This is a genomic window from Coleofasciculus sp. E2-BRE-01 (assembly GCF_040221695.1).
Lineage (GTDB): Bacteria > Cyanobacteriota > Cyanobacteriia > Cyanobacteriales > Coleofasciculaceae > Coleofasciculus.
In genome coordinates, this window is the sequence record NZ_JAVKEA010000094.1 from 1 (window position 1) to 18,994 (window position 18,994).

Sequence of the window (18,994 nt, forward strand, 5' to 3'; positions counted from 1 at the left end):
GAGGTGAATGGTGGTAGGTGTGAGGTTTTTTCGCCTCCAACAGACAATTCCATCCTGACACCCGACACCCGACACCCGACACCCGACACCCTTGCTCAACCGAGCTTTCACCTTAAGTTGACACCAATGGGCAATGCCGTGTCCCTACGAAATTTACCGACTCTTAATTTTATGCGGGTTGTTGAACGGGTAAATCGGCACTCTTCCAAGCACTCCATGAACCGGGAATATTGATGACATTCTCAAACCCATGCTTTTGCAGCAAACTAGCAGCAATAGACGCCCGATATCCACTCCCACAGTAAGTGGCTACGGTTTTACTTTTATCTAACTTATCCAGTTTTTCTTCGAGATGGGGAACATAAATATGTTCAGCGCCAGGGATGCAGCCACTGTGAAATTCTTTGTCAGTTCGCACATCTAACACCGTCAGCTTTGAGTCTTCCTTGTGCTGATTCAACTCATGCACCGTCCACTCACCCAAGTGCTGCAAGGGTAGTCCAGCATTCTGCCAACTCTTCATCCCATCATGGAGATATCCGGCTAAGTTATCGTAACCCACGCGGAATAATTGTTCGGTGACGAGTGATAAATCCCGCGCACTATCTACGACTAATAACAGCGTTTTTTCGGGTGGAATCATCCAACCCATCCAGGTAGGAAACGCAGATTGCAGGGCAATGTTAATCGCACCCGGAATATGTCCGCCGCCAAATGCTAGCATTGAACGGGTATCGATGACAATGGTATTTTTATCTGCCATCTTCTGTTGGAATTCTTGAGGGGATAAGGGTTGTAAGGTAGGTAAGCCCCCTTTAATTGGTGCGCCTTTTGCGTTCACTTTCTTTAAGCGGGAGTAGTGAGTGGGGGGTTCTGGCATATCGCTCAAAATCCACTCGACAAATTCGGCTTCGGTTCGTTCTTTATAGGCGTCACTAAAAATCCGTTCATTGCCGATTGTACTCTGTCGTCGATCGCCTATGGATTTACCGCAGGCTGAACCCGCACCGTGACAGGGATAGACTTCGACGCGATCGCCTAATGGGACTAATTTGTCGAATAATGAGTGATACAGGTGCGCCGCCTGTTTTTTCTCGGTTCCTGTACCGACTAAATCGGGACGCCCCACGTCCAAATTAAACAGCGTGTCTCCTGTGAGTACACCAAAGGGTTCTTTCCCCTGTTGAGCATCATGAATTAATACACAGATATGTTCTGGTGTATGTCCCGGTGTATGCAGGGTGCGGAGGGTAACTGTACCCAGTTGTAATTCGTCTCCTTCACTGAGTTGCTGTATCTGGAACTGATAATCTTCACTCTTCCCGCCGTAAATTGTTGCACCAGTACGGGCTTGAAGTTCCGATGCGCCGGATACAAAGTCGGCGTGGATATGGGTTTCCAGAATATGGGTAATTCTCACACCCCGCGATCGCGCGATTTGCAAATAGATATCGACGTCGCGACGCGGATCGATAACGGCGGCTACACCCGCTTTGTCATCCCCCACTATATAGGATAGCTGTGCCAATCCTTCGGTGTTAATTTGTTCTAAAACTAATGCCATGATTCTTGCTCCGGTCAAATATTAACTCGCTGAGGAATGCTGTGAAATATAATTTTTGAAAAATTCTTTCATTTGAGGGGATTTCTCACAATCAAAACCCATGCTTTTCCCTTTTTCCATGGCTTGTTCTGCGGTCATTCCCTCGCGAGTTGCCACATACATTAATGCCATCATCCCCGAACGTAACCCACTCTTGCAGTGAATCACGGCTGGCTTGGGCAGTTCCTCGATTTGTTGGAGAACTTGGCTTGCCAGTTCCTCTGTTAGGGCGTCGGGTTTAACGGGGATATTGACATAGTGCAATCCGGCGGCGGCGGCTTGCTGCTTTTCATCGCTAGCGAACCCCTCTTCCCCAGGCGATCGCAGATTCAATACCGATTTTACCCCCTCTTGAGCCGCTTGTTGCAATTGCTCCGGCGTCACCTGATTGGTGGCTACGGTTAAGGTATCGTTGATCTTTTTAGCGTTTTCCATGAACGTCTAACTCCTTGTTAAAATGCCGATAGTCTAATTGAAATGGGTATAAATAAACACATTAATTCAGGATCGATATCCCCAAAGAACTTCTTGATCAGACTTGCAGAGATTTCATCCTAGGTGTCCCCATTCAATGTCACATTAGACACCCCAATTTATTCTTAGGTCGGCTATTTATAGTCCATTCATAGTCTTTGCTGAAAATTGGCATAATTCATCTAACCTGAGAAGGAGATTTGTTTCTGTCTAACGATAGTTGTAATTCTGAGATTAGGCTATTTTATTAGACGCTTCGGCTGTGAGTTAACAGGCGACTTCAGCTAAACGTTACCTCGCTCATGATACTAGCAGAAATTATTGTCAATAGAGTGATCTATTTTTTCTTGACGCGGAATTTAATGTAGAAATTATCTGAAAGTGTTAGCCTGAAAAGAGAGGGTGTTTGAATTAACGCCAAACCCAAATTTGAAGCGTGGCGGATATGTTCATTTAAGCAATGACACCATAGAAACAGAACTTGTCAAATACCCTCTGAGCAGACTCAAGAGGACGAAAAATGAATATCAACCTACCCAATAAAGCCGTTATTGGAGCAGTAGTGATTGCGGGTTCAACCCTGTTGGCACTCGGAACCAGTCCCTTGTGGGGCGAAAAACCAACAGAGGCATCGACTCTCCTCTCTAACCAGAATGCTGGAATCACAGCGAACACCAATCAAGAGCTTGCCCAATCGCCTCCCGATACACCTAGAGGTCGAGGACGCTGGGGACATGGACATGGACATGGACATGGACATGGAAACTCAGGTCGAGGACGTTGGGGGCATGGACGAGGGCGACAGGGACACCGAGGTTTGGGCAACCGAATGTATAACCCAGATAGCGTGGAAACTATCACGGGTGAAGTAGTTAGCGTAGACCGATTCACCTCCAATCGCGGACAGTCTCAGGGTATGCGTATGCAGATGAGAACGGGTAATGAAACCGTTTCTGTCCATTTAGGTCCAGCTTGGTATTGGCAAAACCAAAGGATGACCATTGAACCAAATGACCGAATTCAGGTTCAAGGTTCCCGAGTCAATATGGCAGGAAACCCCGCCATGATTGCGGCTCAAGTCCAAAAAGGAAACCAAGTCCTGAGGTTAAGGAATGAAAATGGGGTTCCGGTTTGGAGTCGGAGACAATTGCCCCAGAATTAATGCCGAGTTGCATTAAGGAAAGTCGGGGCGGGTTTAGTCGCATCTGGGTAAACCAGAAGCGATAGTTGTCAAACCCGCCCCTAAATGGGCGCTATGATGTTCTGCGATTTGGCATCAGTGTTTGTGTTGATTCCTCAGGGCTTTAGTGATTTTTTTCCACTTTTCCTTCTCGGCTAAGGAGGCTTTTTGGTCTTGTTTCCTGGCTAAATAGTGAAGTTCTTTTTGCAGTTTTTGATAATTCAGGAAACGCTGATCATCAAGGGTGCCATTTTCCAAGGCTTGTTGCACAGCACAACCGGGTTCGTCTTGGTGTTTACAATTGCGAAAACGACAGTGCTGGGCTAAGGTGTCGATATCGGTAAAGGTATCGGCTAAACTTCCCTCGTCTGCCCAGATCTGAAGTTCCCGCATCCCTGGAGTATCGATCAGCAAACCTCCTGAAGGCAGGGGAATCAATTGGCGATGGGTGGTGGTATGTCGCCCTTTGCAATCGCCTGAACGGACTTCTCCAACCGCTTGCACGACTTGACCGATTAACTGGTTCACCAACGTCGATTTGCCGACGCCTGAGGAGCCGAGTAAAGCAATAGTTTGTCCGGGTTTTAGGTAAGGTGTTAGGGCTTCTAATCCCTGATTTTTGACCGCACTTAAAATAATCACAGGTACACCAAAAGCGATCGCTTCAACAGCCTCTCGCTTTTCAGCAATATCCTCGCCTAAATCCGCTTTATTGAGGACAATTACAGGATTCGCGCCGCTTTCCCACACCAGAAGCAGGTAGCGTTCAATGCGCCGCAGATTAAAATCCTCATCCAAACCAGAGACCAAAAATATCGTATCGATATTCGTGGCAATAATTTGGACGTCGGTTTTTGTGCCAACGGTTTTCCTCGAAAATTGACTTTTCCGGGGTAAAATGCCATGAATTATCGCCTGTTTACCTTCATTGGTGAGGCGAATCACCACCCAATCTCCTACAGCCGGAAAGTCCTGGCGTCCAGTTGCTTGGTAGCGCAGTTTGCCGATAACTTTTGCTGAGAGTTCGCCTTGTTCGGTGTAGAGACGATAAGTATTTTTGTACTCTAGGGCAATTCGACCAATGGTGTAGCCTTCTTGCCATTGGGGATTGAGGCTGTTAGCAAAAAATTCACTCCAGCCTAATGAGTCTAAATTCATTGATTTCCTCAGTGTCTGTTGCTTGATTTGAGCAAGGCGCACAGAGGACTTTTGACGTTCGTTAGCCTGAGAAACGACGCGATCGCGTCAAACCCTCTGTGGTTGCCTTGAGTTGTGTGATGGGGGTTGAAATGGTTACAAGCTCAGACATAGAGTTATCCTTCTGGGTATTTCCCGATTACAGATTTATGTATTATACTACAAAAAAACTACAGTTATCTCAGATTTTGCACCTGATTCAGCCGAGTAGAAACGGGTGAGATTACTAAGTCATTATGACTTAGTAACAGGTAGCTTAATTACAAACTCTGTTCCTTGAGGATGATGGGAATGACATTGAAGCTGTCCCCCGTGTTTATCTACAACAATCTGATAGCTAATCGACAATCCTAAACCAGTTCCTTGACCGACGGGTTTGGTCGTAAAGAACGGGTCAAATATTCGAGATTGAACCTCTGCCTTGATGCCAGCGCCGTTGTCAGCAATACGAATAATTACCGAATTGGGTTCAACGAATTCTGTGTGAATCCAAATCATCGGTGAGGGGTGATGATTTATTGGGGATAGGTGATTGCTATTTCCTCTGTTGGCTGAAGGTAGTCCTGATAAATAGGCAGGATTATGAGCTTCGTCAAGGGCATCAATGGCATTGCTTAGAATATTCATAAACACTTGATTGAGTTGACCCGGATAACATTTGACTAACGGCAGTTGACCATAGTCTTTAACCAGTTGAATCGGAGGACGATTTCCTTTTTGGGTCAGTCGATGTTTTAAAATTAGCAGAGTGCTATCGATGCCTTGATGAAGATTCACCTGCTTACACTTAGCTTCATCAAGTCGGGAAAAGTGGCGTAAGGATTGGACAATTTCACTGATGCGGCGAGCGCCTTCTTGCATTGAGGCGAGAAGTTTGGGGAAATCGGTGGCAATAAAGTCTAGGTCAATATAATCGATGTATTCGGCAATCTCGGCAACGGGTTCGGGATAGTGTTTGCCATAGAGTTGGACTAGGTGCAGTAAGTCTTGAGTATAGTCAGAGGCGGGAGTGATGTTGCCGTAGATGAAGCTAGTGGGGTTGTTGATTTCGTGTGCCACCCCTGCCACGAGTTGCCCCAAACTAACCATTTTTTCATTTTGTACCAGTTGGGCTTGGGTGCGTTGAAGTTCTTGCAAGGCTTGTTCGAGTTGCAAGGCTCTTTCTCGTTCTTGCTGAGTGATTAAGTGCAAGGCTTCTTGGGAACGTTTGCTCTCGGTGATGTCGGAAAATGAGGTGACAACGGCGTAGGGTTGGCTGTCTCCGGGATTAAACAGAGGTTGAGAATTCATGCTAATCCAGGTGATATCATGTCTTTGTTCTTGGCATATTTGCTCCTTCTGTCGTAATTTCAGCCCTCCGCTTTTTACCTTGTTTCCAGCAACAGGTGAGTCGTTCACTGGACAAGGTAGGAGTGATGCTTCGGGTGGGGAAATTCCCATAATTACTCTTACTTGGGGCTTTCCTGTGCGTAAGGTTACCATCGCGGGATGGTTTTGGCTGGGGAAGGGAGAACCATCTTCCTGAATGATTTGTCCCCCCCAGTTTATCCCGATTTGTCCGAGTATCTGTTGAGCAGAACGTCCTAAAATGTTTTCAGTACTGAGATTACAAGCAATAATCTGACCGTCGGCTTGCTGAAGGATAATTCCCTCAGACATGGCGGTGACGACGGAACGATATCGTTGTTCGCTGACTCGTAGCTCTTTCTCTATCCGTTGCCGCTCGATCAGTTCCGCCTGTACTTTAGAATAGAGTTCTGATTGTTGGAGTGCGATCGCGACTTGGGTGGCTAATTGCTGTAATAGCTCGATTTCGTAGGATTGCCAGTGCCGTTGACTACGACAGTGATGGACGATTAATAATCCCCAGAGTTTGTCACCTAAAATAATGGGTACGACTAAGTTGGCGATGACTTGGAAGGGTGTAAGTAACTTCAGATGACAAGGCTGTAAACCTGCGGTATATATATTAGCGATCGCACTAACTCGACCTTGCTGATAGAGTTGAGCATAGTCTTTGCCAAAACAGGGGTCATGGAGGGTGGTGTTGAGAACGGCTGTCCAGGGTTCCCCCACTGACTCGACGACAATCTGCCCACTCCAGTGTGGATTGAAGCGGTAAATTAATACTCGGTCTGTTTCTAGGAACTGTCGCACCTCGGTGACGGTGGTGTCAAGAATTTCATCCAGTTCTAAAGACTGGTGAATCCGTAAGGCAATTGCCCCGAATAATCGTTCCCGTTGTTGCGCTGCGACGCGATCGCTGATATCTAGTAGAGTACCGAATAGTTTATGCACCTGACCTTGGGCATTGAAAATCGGTTCTCCTTGGGCGAAAAGATGGCGGATAAACCCATCAGGGCGCAGGATACGAAACTCTAGTTGGCAGGATTTCCCCCGAACGAGTTGGTGAACTGTTTTTTTCCAAGCTTTTCTATCATTGGTATGAATTTTTTGTCGATGTTCCGATAGGGTAGGTGTGGGTTGTCCTGGAGAGAGTCCATAAATGCGGAAGGTTTCATCCGACCAAGTAATGTTTTGGGTGGCTAAATCGAATTCCCAGCTTCCCACATGGGCAACGCTTTGAGCTTGGGCAAGATGGGTTTTTTCCTGCCAGAGTTCCGCTTGGGCTTTTTGACGTTTCTTAATTTCGGCTTCGAGTTGGGCGGTGCTGGGGATTGTCAGGGCTTGGGGAAGTAGTCTGATGAGTTCCCCGGCGGTTACTACGGAAATTAGGGCAGTCACGGCTTTTATCCAACCGGATAACCAGTAATTTGGATGCCACAGTGTCCAGATTTCCATAATATGGGTCGTACCACAGGCAATGATGAACCCACTAAATAACCAGAAAATCCAGTTAAATGGGACATCGCTTCTCTTGGTGACAAAATAGGTTAGCGTTAGGGGAATGGAGTAATATGCCAATGCGGTGAGAAAGTCAGAGATTAGGTGTAACCCCACTAATTCTGGCTTCCAGAGGTAGCAATGTCCGTGGGGAATGAAAAATTCTGCCAATACCATGGGATGAGAAAAGACTCTTAGGAACGATTATTAAAATGGTAGATTCAATGATTATGCCGTTATTTATACTCTACTCTTTCTCCATCCGGAAAACGGGACAAATCATTACTGTTCCCTGTGACACACCGAGCGTGTTACCGAGCGAAGTCGAGGTAAGTCGAGGTGTTCCCTATTCCCATACTTATTCAGCAAGCCCTACTTCTTAAACGGCAAATGATAAGGGAAAAAATAACCGCAGATAAGCTGACAGAATAGCTTCTCCCCAAAAAACCGTCAATCCTGCACCTAACGCCAAAAATGGTCCAAAGGGCATTGGTTGTCGCCGATTCAGCCAACCCATCGCCATGGCACCGCCGCCAGCAAATGCGCCGACTGCACAGGCTAAAAATCCAGCTAATAGTAAATACTTCCATCCCAACCAAGCCCCCATCATCGCCGCTAATTTGGCATCCCCTCCGCCCATGGCGGTTTGCCCAAAGACGATAGAACCGACTAGGGTGATGATGTCAAATAACCAAATTCCCAACACTGCACCGCCAATTCCGGTCATGAGTTGAGCCGATATATCAGAAAGTTGAGCGGTTTGGAAAAAAGCGAATGCGCCTTGAAAGAGTATACCTGCAACTAATCCGGATTGGGTGAGGGAGTTGGGGAGTGTCATGGTATCGAGATCAATTAAGGATAGGGCTAATAACCAGCTTAAAAATGCCCAATAGCCAAAGGTTTCTAGGCTTAAACTATAGTGTAGAAAAACTAATAAAAATAATAGTCCGGTGATGGCTTCAACTAGGGGATAACGCCAAGAGATGCGACTACGACAATGACGACAGCGCCCTTTTAACCACAACCAACCGAGGATGGGGATGTTCTCTCGTTTGCCGAGTTTGTGTAAGCAATGCGGGCAACGGGAGGGAGGGAAAAGTATGGATAAGTTGGCGGGTAGACGATAAACAACGACGTTGAGAAAGCTGCCGATAGATGCGCCGAGGGCAAATACGATTAAAGCGGTGATGATGATAATTAAAGTATCCATGGTGAATCACGTTGTAGGTTGGGTGGAGGAACGACACCCAACGAGTTGGACGTTAGGCATTGTTTACTAGCTTTAAGTTGAATATCACTGACTTAAGCTGGGTTCGTAGTAGGCAAGAAGCGTGCCAGAAGCGCTAAAGCGCTTACTACAAACTCTAAAGTCAGTGCCATTCGTCTTAAGTTGGTACGATTTAACTGATAATATTTTTTGGCTAGACTTTGAGGGAGTGAGGCAAAGGATTAGGGCGCTAAAGCGCAACTACAAGCGCAACTACAAACAAACTATTCTACTCTCCATAACCAGGATTTGGAGTTGGGTTCTTCGGTTAATTTATGATTGGTTTGAATTCCTTGTTTCAAGGTTTCCGTGGGTCGATAGACAAAGATGGGGGAAAAGGTATCTGGAATTTGGGGATTTCCAGGGGGTAGAACCATCTGGAGATGAACGTCTGGATTCAGGGAATGACTGAGAGAAAACATAATTCCCGGAATTTTATCACTAACCACGAGGGGATTTTTGGCTTGATTGACAATTTCAGCCACTTGGGGATTATATCGACTTTTACTATGACTTTTGTGCCACCACACCGGAAATTGAGCGCTGACGATACAGGAGACAATACCACAAAACAAGAGTGCGATCGCGCCGTATTGCCAGCGCTTTAGATACCTTGTCTTGCCGTTGATTGCGGTAGTTTGGGCGGTCATCAAGTACGCTACTGCTATCTGAATTCCTAAATAACTGGGAATGGCGTATCGGGTAATACTAGAACGACGCCCCCCTAAAATGACATCGGGTCCAATCAGCGCCATTCCGGTAACACCAATTAAGGTGATAATAAATACCCAAGCGTTGAGGGGGGCTTTGCGGTAAAGGTAGTATAATGCATAACCTGCTAATAAAGCACTCAGATAATGCAGTGGACTCAATGGGCTGGTTCCTTGATTCACATCAAAGAAGATTCGACTCAGATTTAATCCCCAAAATAAGGGTAAAAATCCTTCTCGGTTCAAGTTAACCGAGGCGGTATTGTCTACGAATTTGGAAAAATGGCTAATCACAATCCCTAGCCAGGGTAAAAATAGGAGTAGCCCGAATAGAGAGGATACTAAATACTTCGTTAGTTTGCGACTCCAGCGAAATCCTTCAGTGACTAAAACATAAATACCATGTCCAATAGACACGAAGGCGGAAAAGGGATGAGTATAAAGTCCCAGCGCCACAGTTACTCCGTAAATTCCCCAACTGGGTAAGGTTTTTAAGCGCATGGCTCGCAATAATGCCGCACTTGATAATAGAATAGTTACTGTCCACAAACTATATTCTCGTGCTTCTTGGGCGTACAAGACATGGAACGGGGAAATCGCTAGAATCGCAACACCCACCCAACTTACTGTCGATAATCCAAACAGTTCCCAACATAACCAGTACATACAAGGAAATGCCATAAAACTGATTAACACGGATAAGAAGCGAATGGTGACAACTGAATGACCAAAGCGTTGCAACCAGAACCGTGCCATTAGATAATAGAGGGGCGAATGTTCGGGATTCCCGGCTAAGGCGTTAATCGTGTCATTGAGATCTTTTTCTGGTGTGGGATACTGATACCGCTCTAAGAAGGCTGCAACTGGAATCACCTCACCGTCGAACGCCTGCTGGATAACTTCGGTTTGGGTATATCCAGAGATTCGCATCGAGGTCATTGTCTCATCGTACCAGTAAACCTTGCGATCGAGGTTATAGAAGCGGAAAACTATCCCCAGTACGATTACGGCAATCAGTAAATTTCGCCATCCGGTTGGACTTAACGGTAATTTTTTTAACATCATTCATCAATCTCACCCACGCGCCTTATTATAGGATTAATCAGGCGTGCCGTTTTCATCCAAGTCTGAAATTATTTCCTCATACCCTAACCTTAATTGGCATAATTCCTTTATTCAAAGAAAATTTTTATCGGATATTTGATAACACTGATTTCGCTGAGTAAGGATAACAGGTAGTGGTGGGAACTTGGCAGGTTATTCCCACTGATTTCACAGAGGTAGAGGTGTTAGCTCTCCATGGGACTAAGGATGAAAAGATGATTGCCCCCGGATAAAAAATGATTAGCTTGTGGGAGGACTATTTCCTCGTCTGTGTCAATCTGTGTGCTTCACTATTTGCTGTTCTATCTGTGCTATTGCGTCTGTGTAATCTGTGTTTTTGTCAAGTCTTGATCATGATTTTTATCGTAAGTTTAAAAAAATACATGCGTCTAAGGGAACATTAACAGTGAGGCGAAAACTAGAAATTATACAAAGTTTTACTAGAATTTAAGGGTTTTAGGTTTGTCTAGATGATTAAAACTTACAAAAAACCCACCATAAATACTATACCTGAAAACCGCACAATTGTCTCACAATCGCCGTAACCCCTGAAAATTCGTAGATTATTCGGTTCGTAGATTATTCGGGAAAAGGGGTCAAAAACGAGCAATTATGACGTTTTGTTGAGACAAGACTCTGATTTGAAAATTCAAACCTTTTTGGAAGGAAGGAATAGTTTAAATTATCAAAACTTGACAAGTTGAGCCAAAACGATGTTGAGTCAAGCTACAGATATGTCAGTAGCGAAGCAGAAAGAGTAACGGGGTATGTTGTGAATCGTGGTTATTGCCAAGAGAGCGATCGCCTGTAGTCATATCATTTGAGGTGAATGGAATGGCGGTGGTCATTTTGATATGATGAATTGTCCCCTGTGACACACCGAGCGAAGTCGAGGTGTTCCCCTGTTACCTATTCCCTGTTCCCTGAAAAATGGAAATTGAACGCTTTAAACTTTCAAAATCAGCCAAAGACCAACTAACCAAACTCAAACGCTACACTAAAATTGATCAGTGGAATATTCTTTGCCGTTGGGCGTTTTGCCGTTCCCTGGCGGAACCGACTCAACCTTCACCTGTCCCTATTCCGGCTGACTCGAATGTGGAAATGACATGGCGGGTGTTTGGTGGCGAATTGGCTGATATTTTGTTAATGGCGCTGAAACAACGCTGTCATAATGATGGTTTAGGGTGTGATAAGGATACTCTTACCACTCAATTTCGCCTTCATCTCCATCGGGGGATTGGGTATTTAGCGGGTGATCCCACAATTAAGACGATTGAAGATTTTATTGAAATTGCGAATAAGGAATAAATGTTCTTGGTTATTCACCTCTCTACACCGCTTCCATCATACATGTCTGGTTATTTTCGATGACGTTATGGACGTTATGTGTGATGTGTTCTGTGTTTGTTAACTCTGTAGGGGCGAGTTACAGGTTACGGTTAATAGGAGTCTATAGGTCGGCACATTTTCCCATGATGAAATAGTACCTAATTTTCGCGATCGCGTCAACCCCTAATCCTTTTTCTTTCGAGGCGATTATTCTTTTGATGGGCAATATTCACCTGAATATCGTTTGGGGTTCATCTGTGAAGAAGGGGGATGAAGCCAAGATTTTGGTGGGTTACGGTGGATAGCGAATATAAAGGATTAGTTGGGTCAATTGATTACCACCTAACCCACCCTACAGGTTCCGGTTAATAGGGGTCTATAGGTCGGCACATTTTTCCATGATGAAATAGTACCTAAAATTTGCGATCGCGTCAAGCCCTAATCCTTTTTCTTTCGGGGCGATTATCCCTTTGATTGGCAATGTTCATCTGAATATCTGAAGGGGTTCATCTGTGAAGAAAGGAGATGAATACAGGATTTTGGTGGGTTACGGTGGATAGCGAATTAAAGGATTGGTTGGGTCAATTGATTACCACCTAACCCACCCTACAGGTTCCGGTTAATAGGGGTCTATAGGACGGCACATTTTCCCATGATGAAATAGTACCTAAATTTTGCGATCGCGTCAAGCCCTAATCCTTTTTCTTTCAGGGCGATTATCCCTTTGATGGACAATGTTCACCTGAATATCGTTTGGGGTTCATCTGTGAAGAAAGGAGATGAAGCCAAGATTTTGGTGGGTTACGGTGGATAGCGAATTAAAGGATTGGTTGGGTCAATTGATTACCACCTAAACCACCCTACAGGTTTCGGTTAATAGGGGTCTATAGGACGGCACATTTTCCCATGATGAAATAGTACCTAAATTTTGCGATCGCGTCAAGCCCTGAGCCTTTTTCTTTCGGGGCGATTATCCCTTTGATTGGCAATGTTCATCTGAATATCTGAAGGGGTTCATCTGTGAAGAAGGGGGATGAAGCCAATATTTTGGTGGGTTACGGTGGATAGCTAATTAAAGGATTGGTTGGGTCAATTGATTACCACCTACCCCACCCTACAGGTTCCGGTTAATAGGGGTCTATAGGACGGCACATTTTCCCATGATGAAATAGTACCTAATTTTCGCGATCGCGTCAACCCCTAATCCTTTTTATTTCGGGGCGATTATCCCTTTGATTGGCAATGTTCATCTGAATATCTGAAGGGGTTCATCTGTGCAGAAAGGAGATGAAGCCAGATTTTGGTGGGTTACGGTGGATAGCGAATTAAAGGATTGCTTGGGTCAATTGATTACCACCTAACCCACCCTACAGGTTTCGGTTAATAGGTGTCTACAGGACGGCACATTTTCCCATGATGAAATAGTACCTAATTTTCGCGATCGCGTCAACCCCTAATCCTTTTTCTTTCGGAGCGATTATCCTTTTGATGGGCAATGTTCTCCTGAATATCGGTATGATTGAGGATTTTTCCTATTCTCCTATCAAATTACGACTTGTCTTCCTGGTGAATTAACTTTCAACAAAGAATAAATTATTAGTTAAAGATTGAGATTAGAGAACCGGGAACCGGGAACCGGAAATAGTAAAAACTTGAGGTTTGTTAACATTTATTAATACAACAGACATAATTTATGTCCAGGTACTTAAAGTTACCATGAACTTGTAGGCAATCGCCATTGTAGTTGTTTAGAATATCGGTTGACTAGATTATCGGTGAGTAGAGAATTCTCCGCTCGACTAGCGTGATAACTCGATCCTGATTCTAGCGAAGAAAGACGTTGCCGTGTCTTGATTCCAGGCTAGCTGTTTGAGTCACGGTGAAATGACTTATTCTTTTAGCCAAGAAATAAGACGGCGAAGGGAACCGCATCTCCTCAACAGGTGTAAGACAGATCTACCTCAAAAATCCGGACAGGTATAACAGGTTTGGGTAAGTAATAGCGTATCACCGTCAATGGCACGATAGGTCTATTCCTGTTTTCTGATTTTAGTTTAACCCTCAAAAAACCTGTCAAAAAAGAATTATTAATTTAGGGGAATCTACGACGGTGATCACAGCTTACCGTTCAATTTATAAGTAGTCGGACTATAGAGAAACCTATGACTCAAAAATCATTGCTAGAAATCTTTGAATATATTTCCCTGGCTGGCTCTGCTGTCGGGACTGTCGTAGCGGCGACATCTCAGCAGGTGGCTTACGCCGCAACGCCGTTAACCGTGGCGCTGGCGCTGAACCTGTTGAACCGACGCAACACGATACAGCAGACACAGGATAGCACCAGAAGTGCGATCGGGGAAACCTATCAACTGATTCAATCGCTGCATCAACAAGTCCAAACTATCCCCACGCTGAATAATCAACTCAATAGCTTAGACCAACAATTTAATGCTCGACCCGAAAAAACGGCGATAGAGGACTTAAAAGCCTCCCTAAGTGAATTAACCGAGCAATTCACCCAACTGACTCAAACCTTTAATACTCGCCCGGAACTACAAACCATTGAACAGTTGCAAACCACTGTCGCCCAATTGACCGAACAGTTCAATAGGCTCAATACTCAGTTCGAGCAGCTACCGACTGAGCCAGAGGTAGACTTAAGTAGCATTGAACAAGCCATTTTTGAACTGACAGAGCAATTTAGCCAACTCTATCAACAATTCCATAGTCGTCCCGAACTTGAGGATATTGAGCAAACTCAGGCGGCTATTTCCCAACTCCATGAACAACTCGGTACGATTACAGTTCGCCTGGATCACTTACCTGCAACATCCGAGGTAGACTTAAGTATGATCGAAGGCGCGATCGCGGAAATTACTAGCCAAGTTGACACCTTAACCACTCAAGTTAACACCCTACCCAGCGCCACCGAAACCGATCTCACTGGAGTAGACGCCGCACTTTCAGAACTCACCGAGGAATTTAGCCAACTCCAAGAACAGTTCCAGACTCGTCCAGAACTGCAAACCATCGCCCAACTTAGAGATCACGTTGCAACCCTGAGTCATCGCCTAGATGAGTTACCCACCGCACCCCTAACTGACTTAATCAGCGTCGAAAGTGCGATCGCCGAAATTACCAGTCAAGTTGACACCTTAACCACTCAGGTTAACACCCTACCCAGCGCCAGCGACACGGATCTCACCGGAGTAGACGCCGCACTTTCAGAACTCACCGAGGAATTTAGCCAACTCCAAGAACAGTTCCAGAATCGCCCGGAATTGCAAACCATTACTGATCTGAGTGAACAACTCGAAACCCTCAACCAGCGCCTGGATCAACTTCCCACCGCACCAGCGGCTAACTTAAACGGTTTAGAACCCGTTATTGCTCAGATTACCAGTCAAATCGAAACCTTAACCGCACGAGTCAATACCCTCCCCTTCTCCGGCGAAACCGACTTCACCGAAATTGAAGAAGCGATCGTGCAAATCCATGGTCAAATTAACACGATCCAGCAGCAATTCCAGAATCGACCCGAACTGCCAATTATTGAGCAATCCCAACGTGCGATCGCAGACCTAACCGAACAACTGGAAACCATTAGCCAGCGCCTAGAACAGCTTCCCACCGCACCCGGAGAAGAGTCAACCGCGATCGCCGAAATTACCCATCAACTGGACACCTTAACCACTCAAGTTAACACCCTCTCCCCAATTCCCGACACCGATTTGCTTGGGATAGAAGGCGCGATCGCGGATATCAGCGAACAACTGGAGACATTAAGCGCACGAGTTGATCATCTCCCCGTAACCGCCACCCCCGAAGCCACCGACTTCAGTGAAATCGAAACCGCGATTATTGATTTTAATCAACAACTGGGTCAACTCCATCAACAATTTACCACCAGACCCGAACTAGAAACCATTGAGCGATCGCAAACCGAAATTTCCCAACTGGCGGAAGAATTTGCTATCCTCAATAGCCGCCTTGACCAACTCCCAACGACATCAGAAGATGGCGTAGGAGAAATCATTGGCGAGATTACCGATCAAATTGAAACCCTCAGCCAACGGCTGGATCAGCTTTCCTCATCCCCAACCGATGTCAGTCAGTTAGAACAAGCCATTGCTGACATTACCGCACAAATCGACAACTTAACCCAGCAAGTCAACACCCTCTCTACTCCGTCAGACACCGATCTATTTGACGCAGAAGACACCCTAGGTCAAATTCAAAGTCAGATTAACACCCTGAATCGACAGTTCCAGACTCGACCGGAACTTCCCGAACTTGAGCAAACGCAAAGTGCGATCGCCCAACTAACGCAGGAACTGGAAACCCTTAGCAACCGCCTGGATCAGTTATCCACAGCACCAGAGGGTGATGGTAATGTCACCGCACAAACCATTGCGGAGATCACCGATCAGATTGAAACCTTAACCGAACGGGTGAATACCCTATCCACTCCCCCAGAAACCGATGTGAGTGGAATCGAAACCGCACTTTCAGAACTGACTGACCAATTTAGCCAACTCCAGCAACAGTTCCAGACTCGTCCAGAACTAGAGGAAATCGAGCAATCCCAAACCGCGATCGCCCAACTGACTGAGCAACTGGAAACGCTTACCACGCGCCTGGATCAGTTGTCAACCACACCAGAGGGTGAGAGTAGTCTCCCTGAACAAACCCTGGTTGAGATTACCCGTCAACTTGACAGCTTAACCACACAGGTAAATACCCTATCCACCCCCACCGAAACCGATGTCAGTGGCGTTGAAACCGCGCTTTCAGAACTCACTGACCAATTTAGCCAATTCCAGCAACAGTTCCAGACTCGTCCAGAACTAGAGGAAATCGAGCAATCTCAAACCGCGATCGCCGATCTAACTCAACAACTGGACACCCTGAGTACCCGCCTAACTCAGATACCGACGACGCCAGAGGTGGATCTGAGTGGGATTGAACAAACCATTGCCGAAATTGCAGGTCAAATTGACACCCTAACTCAACGAGTGGATACCCTCAGCACTCGCCTGGATCAGTTATCGACTGTTCCAGAGGTGGATCTGAGTGGGATTGAACAAACCATTGCCGAAATTGCAGGTCAAATTGACACCCTAACCGAACGGGTGAATACCCTCTCCACTCCCACCGAAACCGATTTGAGTGGGGTAGAAGACTCCCTATCTCAACTAGCGGAACAATTTAGCCAACTCCAGCAGCAGTTCCAAGAACGTCCAGAACTAGAGGACATCCAGCAATCTCAACGTGCGATCGCTGATCTAACGCAACGACTGGAGACTCTGAATATTCGCCTGGATCAATTACCGATTATTCCAGAGATCAATCTGGGGGGAATTGAACAAACCATTGGTGAGATTACGGGTCAAGTTGAAACCTTAACCGCACGGGTGAATACCCTCTCCACTCCCACAGAGAACGATTTGAGTAGCGTTGAAGCGGCGCTGTTTGATCTGACTGAACAAGTCAGTCAACTCCAGCAACAATTCCAGGAACGTCCAGAACTAGAGGAAATCCAGCAATCTCAACGTGCGATCGCGGATCTGACGGAACAACTGCAAACCCTGAGTACCCGCCTAACTCAGTTACCGACAACGCCAGAAGTCGATCGGAGTGCGACGGAACAAACCATTGCCGAGATTACCGATCAGATTGAAACCTTAACCGAACGGGTAAATACATTATCTACTCCCACAGCAACGGAAACCGATCAAAGCGGAGTCGAAGCTGCACTGTCGGAACTCGCGGAACAATTAAGCCAACTCCAGCAACAGTTCCAGAATCGTCCAGAACTCCAGGAGATGGAACAGTCGCAAATTATGATTGGTCAACTGGCTGAACAACTGGAGATACTGACGAATCAGCTTGACCAAACCTCAGCGACGCCGGGAGTCGATTTGATGGAAATCGGATCAGCGATCGTTGATGTTCATGATCGCCTTGATGAATTAACGGCGCGTTTCGAGCAATTTCCGGGGACAGCCGCCACCGAACCCGCACCGATTCAACCCGCCCTTTCCGATTTAGTGGAAGAGGAGGTTGTTGCACCTCCGCCTCCCATCCCCACAATCCCCGCACTGGAACAAATTCAGCAACTTCCTGAAAATGAGGCGATCGCACCGCTAACCGATAAGTTAAAATCCCTGAACGAACAGTTCCACAATCAGCCTGCGACTCAAGCGGTTGAGGGATTAAAAATGACGCTGATTCAGTTAACGGATCACGTCAACGTAATCACATCTCGTTTGGGAAGTTTACCCACAACGCCAGACTTGGATCTGAGTGGGTTAGAACAAGCGATTACCGAGGTTCACACCCAACTCGACGCCTTCAACCAACAGTTTAATGAACGACCGGAAGTTCAAGCCATTGAGCAGTTGCAAGAGGCGATCAATCAGCTAGGTGAGCAGATTTATACCACGCTGGTGCAATTTACTGAAGAATCGGAATCCATGTCCAAGAAGGAAAAAGATGATGCCCTCAAGGATATTGATTTCCAGTTAGATGCGATGGAGTTGTGTCTAGAGAGCCTACCCATGCTGGCTGACTTAGACTTCAGTGGGGTGGAAGCCGCGATCGCCGCGATCGAGGAAAAGCTTGATAGTTTAACTCAAACCATCGCCGAGAATCAAGCTGCACTCTTTGAAGTGGATCTCAGTGGTGGAGAGGAGGCGATCGAAGACATTAATCGTCAGATTGAGGCGCTCAATCAAAAAATCAGTTCCCAACTAGATAAAGCGACGATGAAACAATTGGAAGACGCGATCGTTCATCTAAAAAAACAGATTGAGGCGGTTACGTTTAAATTAGAAACCTTACCCGTGGCTTCAGATGATATAGACTTTGGGGGAGGAGAACCAGATATCTCTGATTTACAGTGGTGATTGGTCATTCGTCATTCGTCATTTGTCCTTTGTAAAAACCGTATAACCGTAGGGTGCGTTAGGCGCAACAACTCATATTTATTATCCTATTAATGGGAATATCGCCGTAACGCACCATGATTTGGGTCAAATCACAGCTAGATCAGGGAACGATAAATGTTAATCGGGGCGGGTTTAATCACTTATGGGGGCAATCGAAAAGATAGTAGTGAAACCCGCCCCTACACAGTTTGTAGGTTGGGTTGAGCGAAGTCGAAACCCAACTTCAACTGTTAGATCAAGTCCGGTTAATTAACCCGAATAACAATGCTGTCGTAGATTATAATTGTAGGGGTGCAAGGCGTGCCATTGGTATTAACTGAAGCCAGAAACCCC

The 18,994-nt window shown here is 45.9% G+C and carries 9 protein-coding genes; 3 read left to right on the forward strand and 6 right to left on the reverse strand.

Translation table 11 applies throughout. The annotated features are described in order from the left end of the window. Nucleotides 1-169 precede the first annotated feature (169 nt). On the reverse strand, nucleotides 170-1,564 hold the full coding sequence (locus RIG66_RS11570) for an MBL fold metallo-hydrolase (protein WP_446378140.1): 1,395 nt from the start codon (nucleotides 1,562-1,564) through the stop codon (nucleotides 170-172). A 21-nt stretch (nucleotides 1,565-1,585) separates the two neighbouring features. Then, nucleotides 1,586-2,038, reverse strand: a complete 453-nt coding sequence (locus tag RIG66_RS11575; protein ID WP_446378142.1) for a beta-lactamase hydrolase domain-containing protein — start codon at nucleotides 2,036-2,038, stop codon at nucleotides 1,586-1,588. 559 nt (nucleotides 2,039-2,597) lie between these two features. Between RIG66_RS11575 and RIG66_RS11580 the strand changes: the two genes are divergently transcribed. Beyond that, nucleotides 2,598-3,239: a hypothetical protein gene (locus RIG66_RS11580; protein ID WP_446378144.1), complete on the forward strand. Its 642-nt coding sequence runs from the start codon at nucleotides 2,598-2,600 to the stop codon at nucleotides 3,237-3,239. Between the two features lie 114 nt (nucleotides 3,240-3,353). Here the strand turns inward: RIG66_RS11580 and rsgA are convergent, their stop codons facing one another. From rsgA to RIG66_RS11600, 4 genes are all read right to left on the reverse strand, one after another. Further along, nucleotides 3,354-4,415 (reverse strand): ribosome small subunit-dependent GTPase A, encoded by a 1,062-nt coding sequence (gene rsgA, locus RIG66_RS11585; protein ID WP_446378146.1) that lies wholly within the window; start codon nucleotides 4,413-4,415, stop codon nucleotides 3,354-3,356. A gap of 273 nt (nucleotides 4,416-4,688) precedes the next feature. Beyond that, on the reverse strand, nucleotides 4,689-7,475 hold the full coding sequence (locus tag RIG66_RS11590) for a GAF domain-containing protein (protein ID WP_446378148.1): 2,787 nt from the start codon (nucleotides 7,473-7,475) through the stop codon (nucleotides 4,689-4,691). A gap of 202 nt (nucleotides 7,476-7,677) precedes the next feature. Continuing rightward, entirely contained in the window at nucleotides 7,678-8,508 is an 831-nt protein-coding gene (locus RIG66_RS11595) for a prepilin peptidase (protein ID WP_446378150.1), read from the reverse strand. Nucleotides 8,509-8,789: 281 nt separating this feature from the next. Further along, nucleotides 8,790-10,340, reverse strand: a complete 1,551-nt coding sequence (locus RIG66_RS11600; protein ID WP_446378152.1) for a glycosyltransferase family 39 protein — start codon at nucleotides 10,338-10,340, stop codon at nucleotides 8,790-8,792. A gap of 969 nt (nucleotides 10,341-11,309) precedes the next feature. On the opposite strand from RIG66_RS11600, the gene dndE reads away from it, so the two are divergent. Both dndE and RIG66_RS11610 read left to right on the forward strand, forming a co-directional pair. Then, nucleotides 11,310-11,690, forward strand: coding sequence for a DNA sulfur modification protein DndE (gene dndE, locus RIG66_RS11605; RefSeq protein WP_446378154.1), 381 nt, complete (start codon nucleotides 11,310-11,312; stop codon nucleotides 11,688-11,690). Between the two features lie 2,183 nt (nucleotides 11,691-13,873). Further along, nucleotides 13,874-18,619 (forward strand): hypothetical protein, encoded by a 4,746-nt coding sequence (locus tag RIG66_RS11610; protein ID WP_446378156.1) that lies wholly within the window; start codon nucleotides 13,874-13,876, stop codon nucleotides 18,617-18,619. Nucleotides 18,620-18,994: the final 375 nt, after the last annotated feature.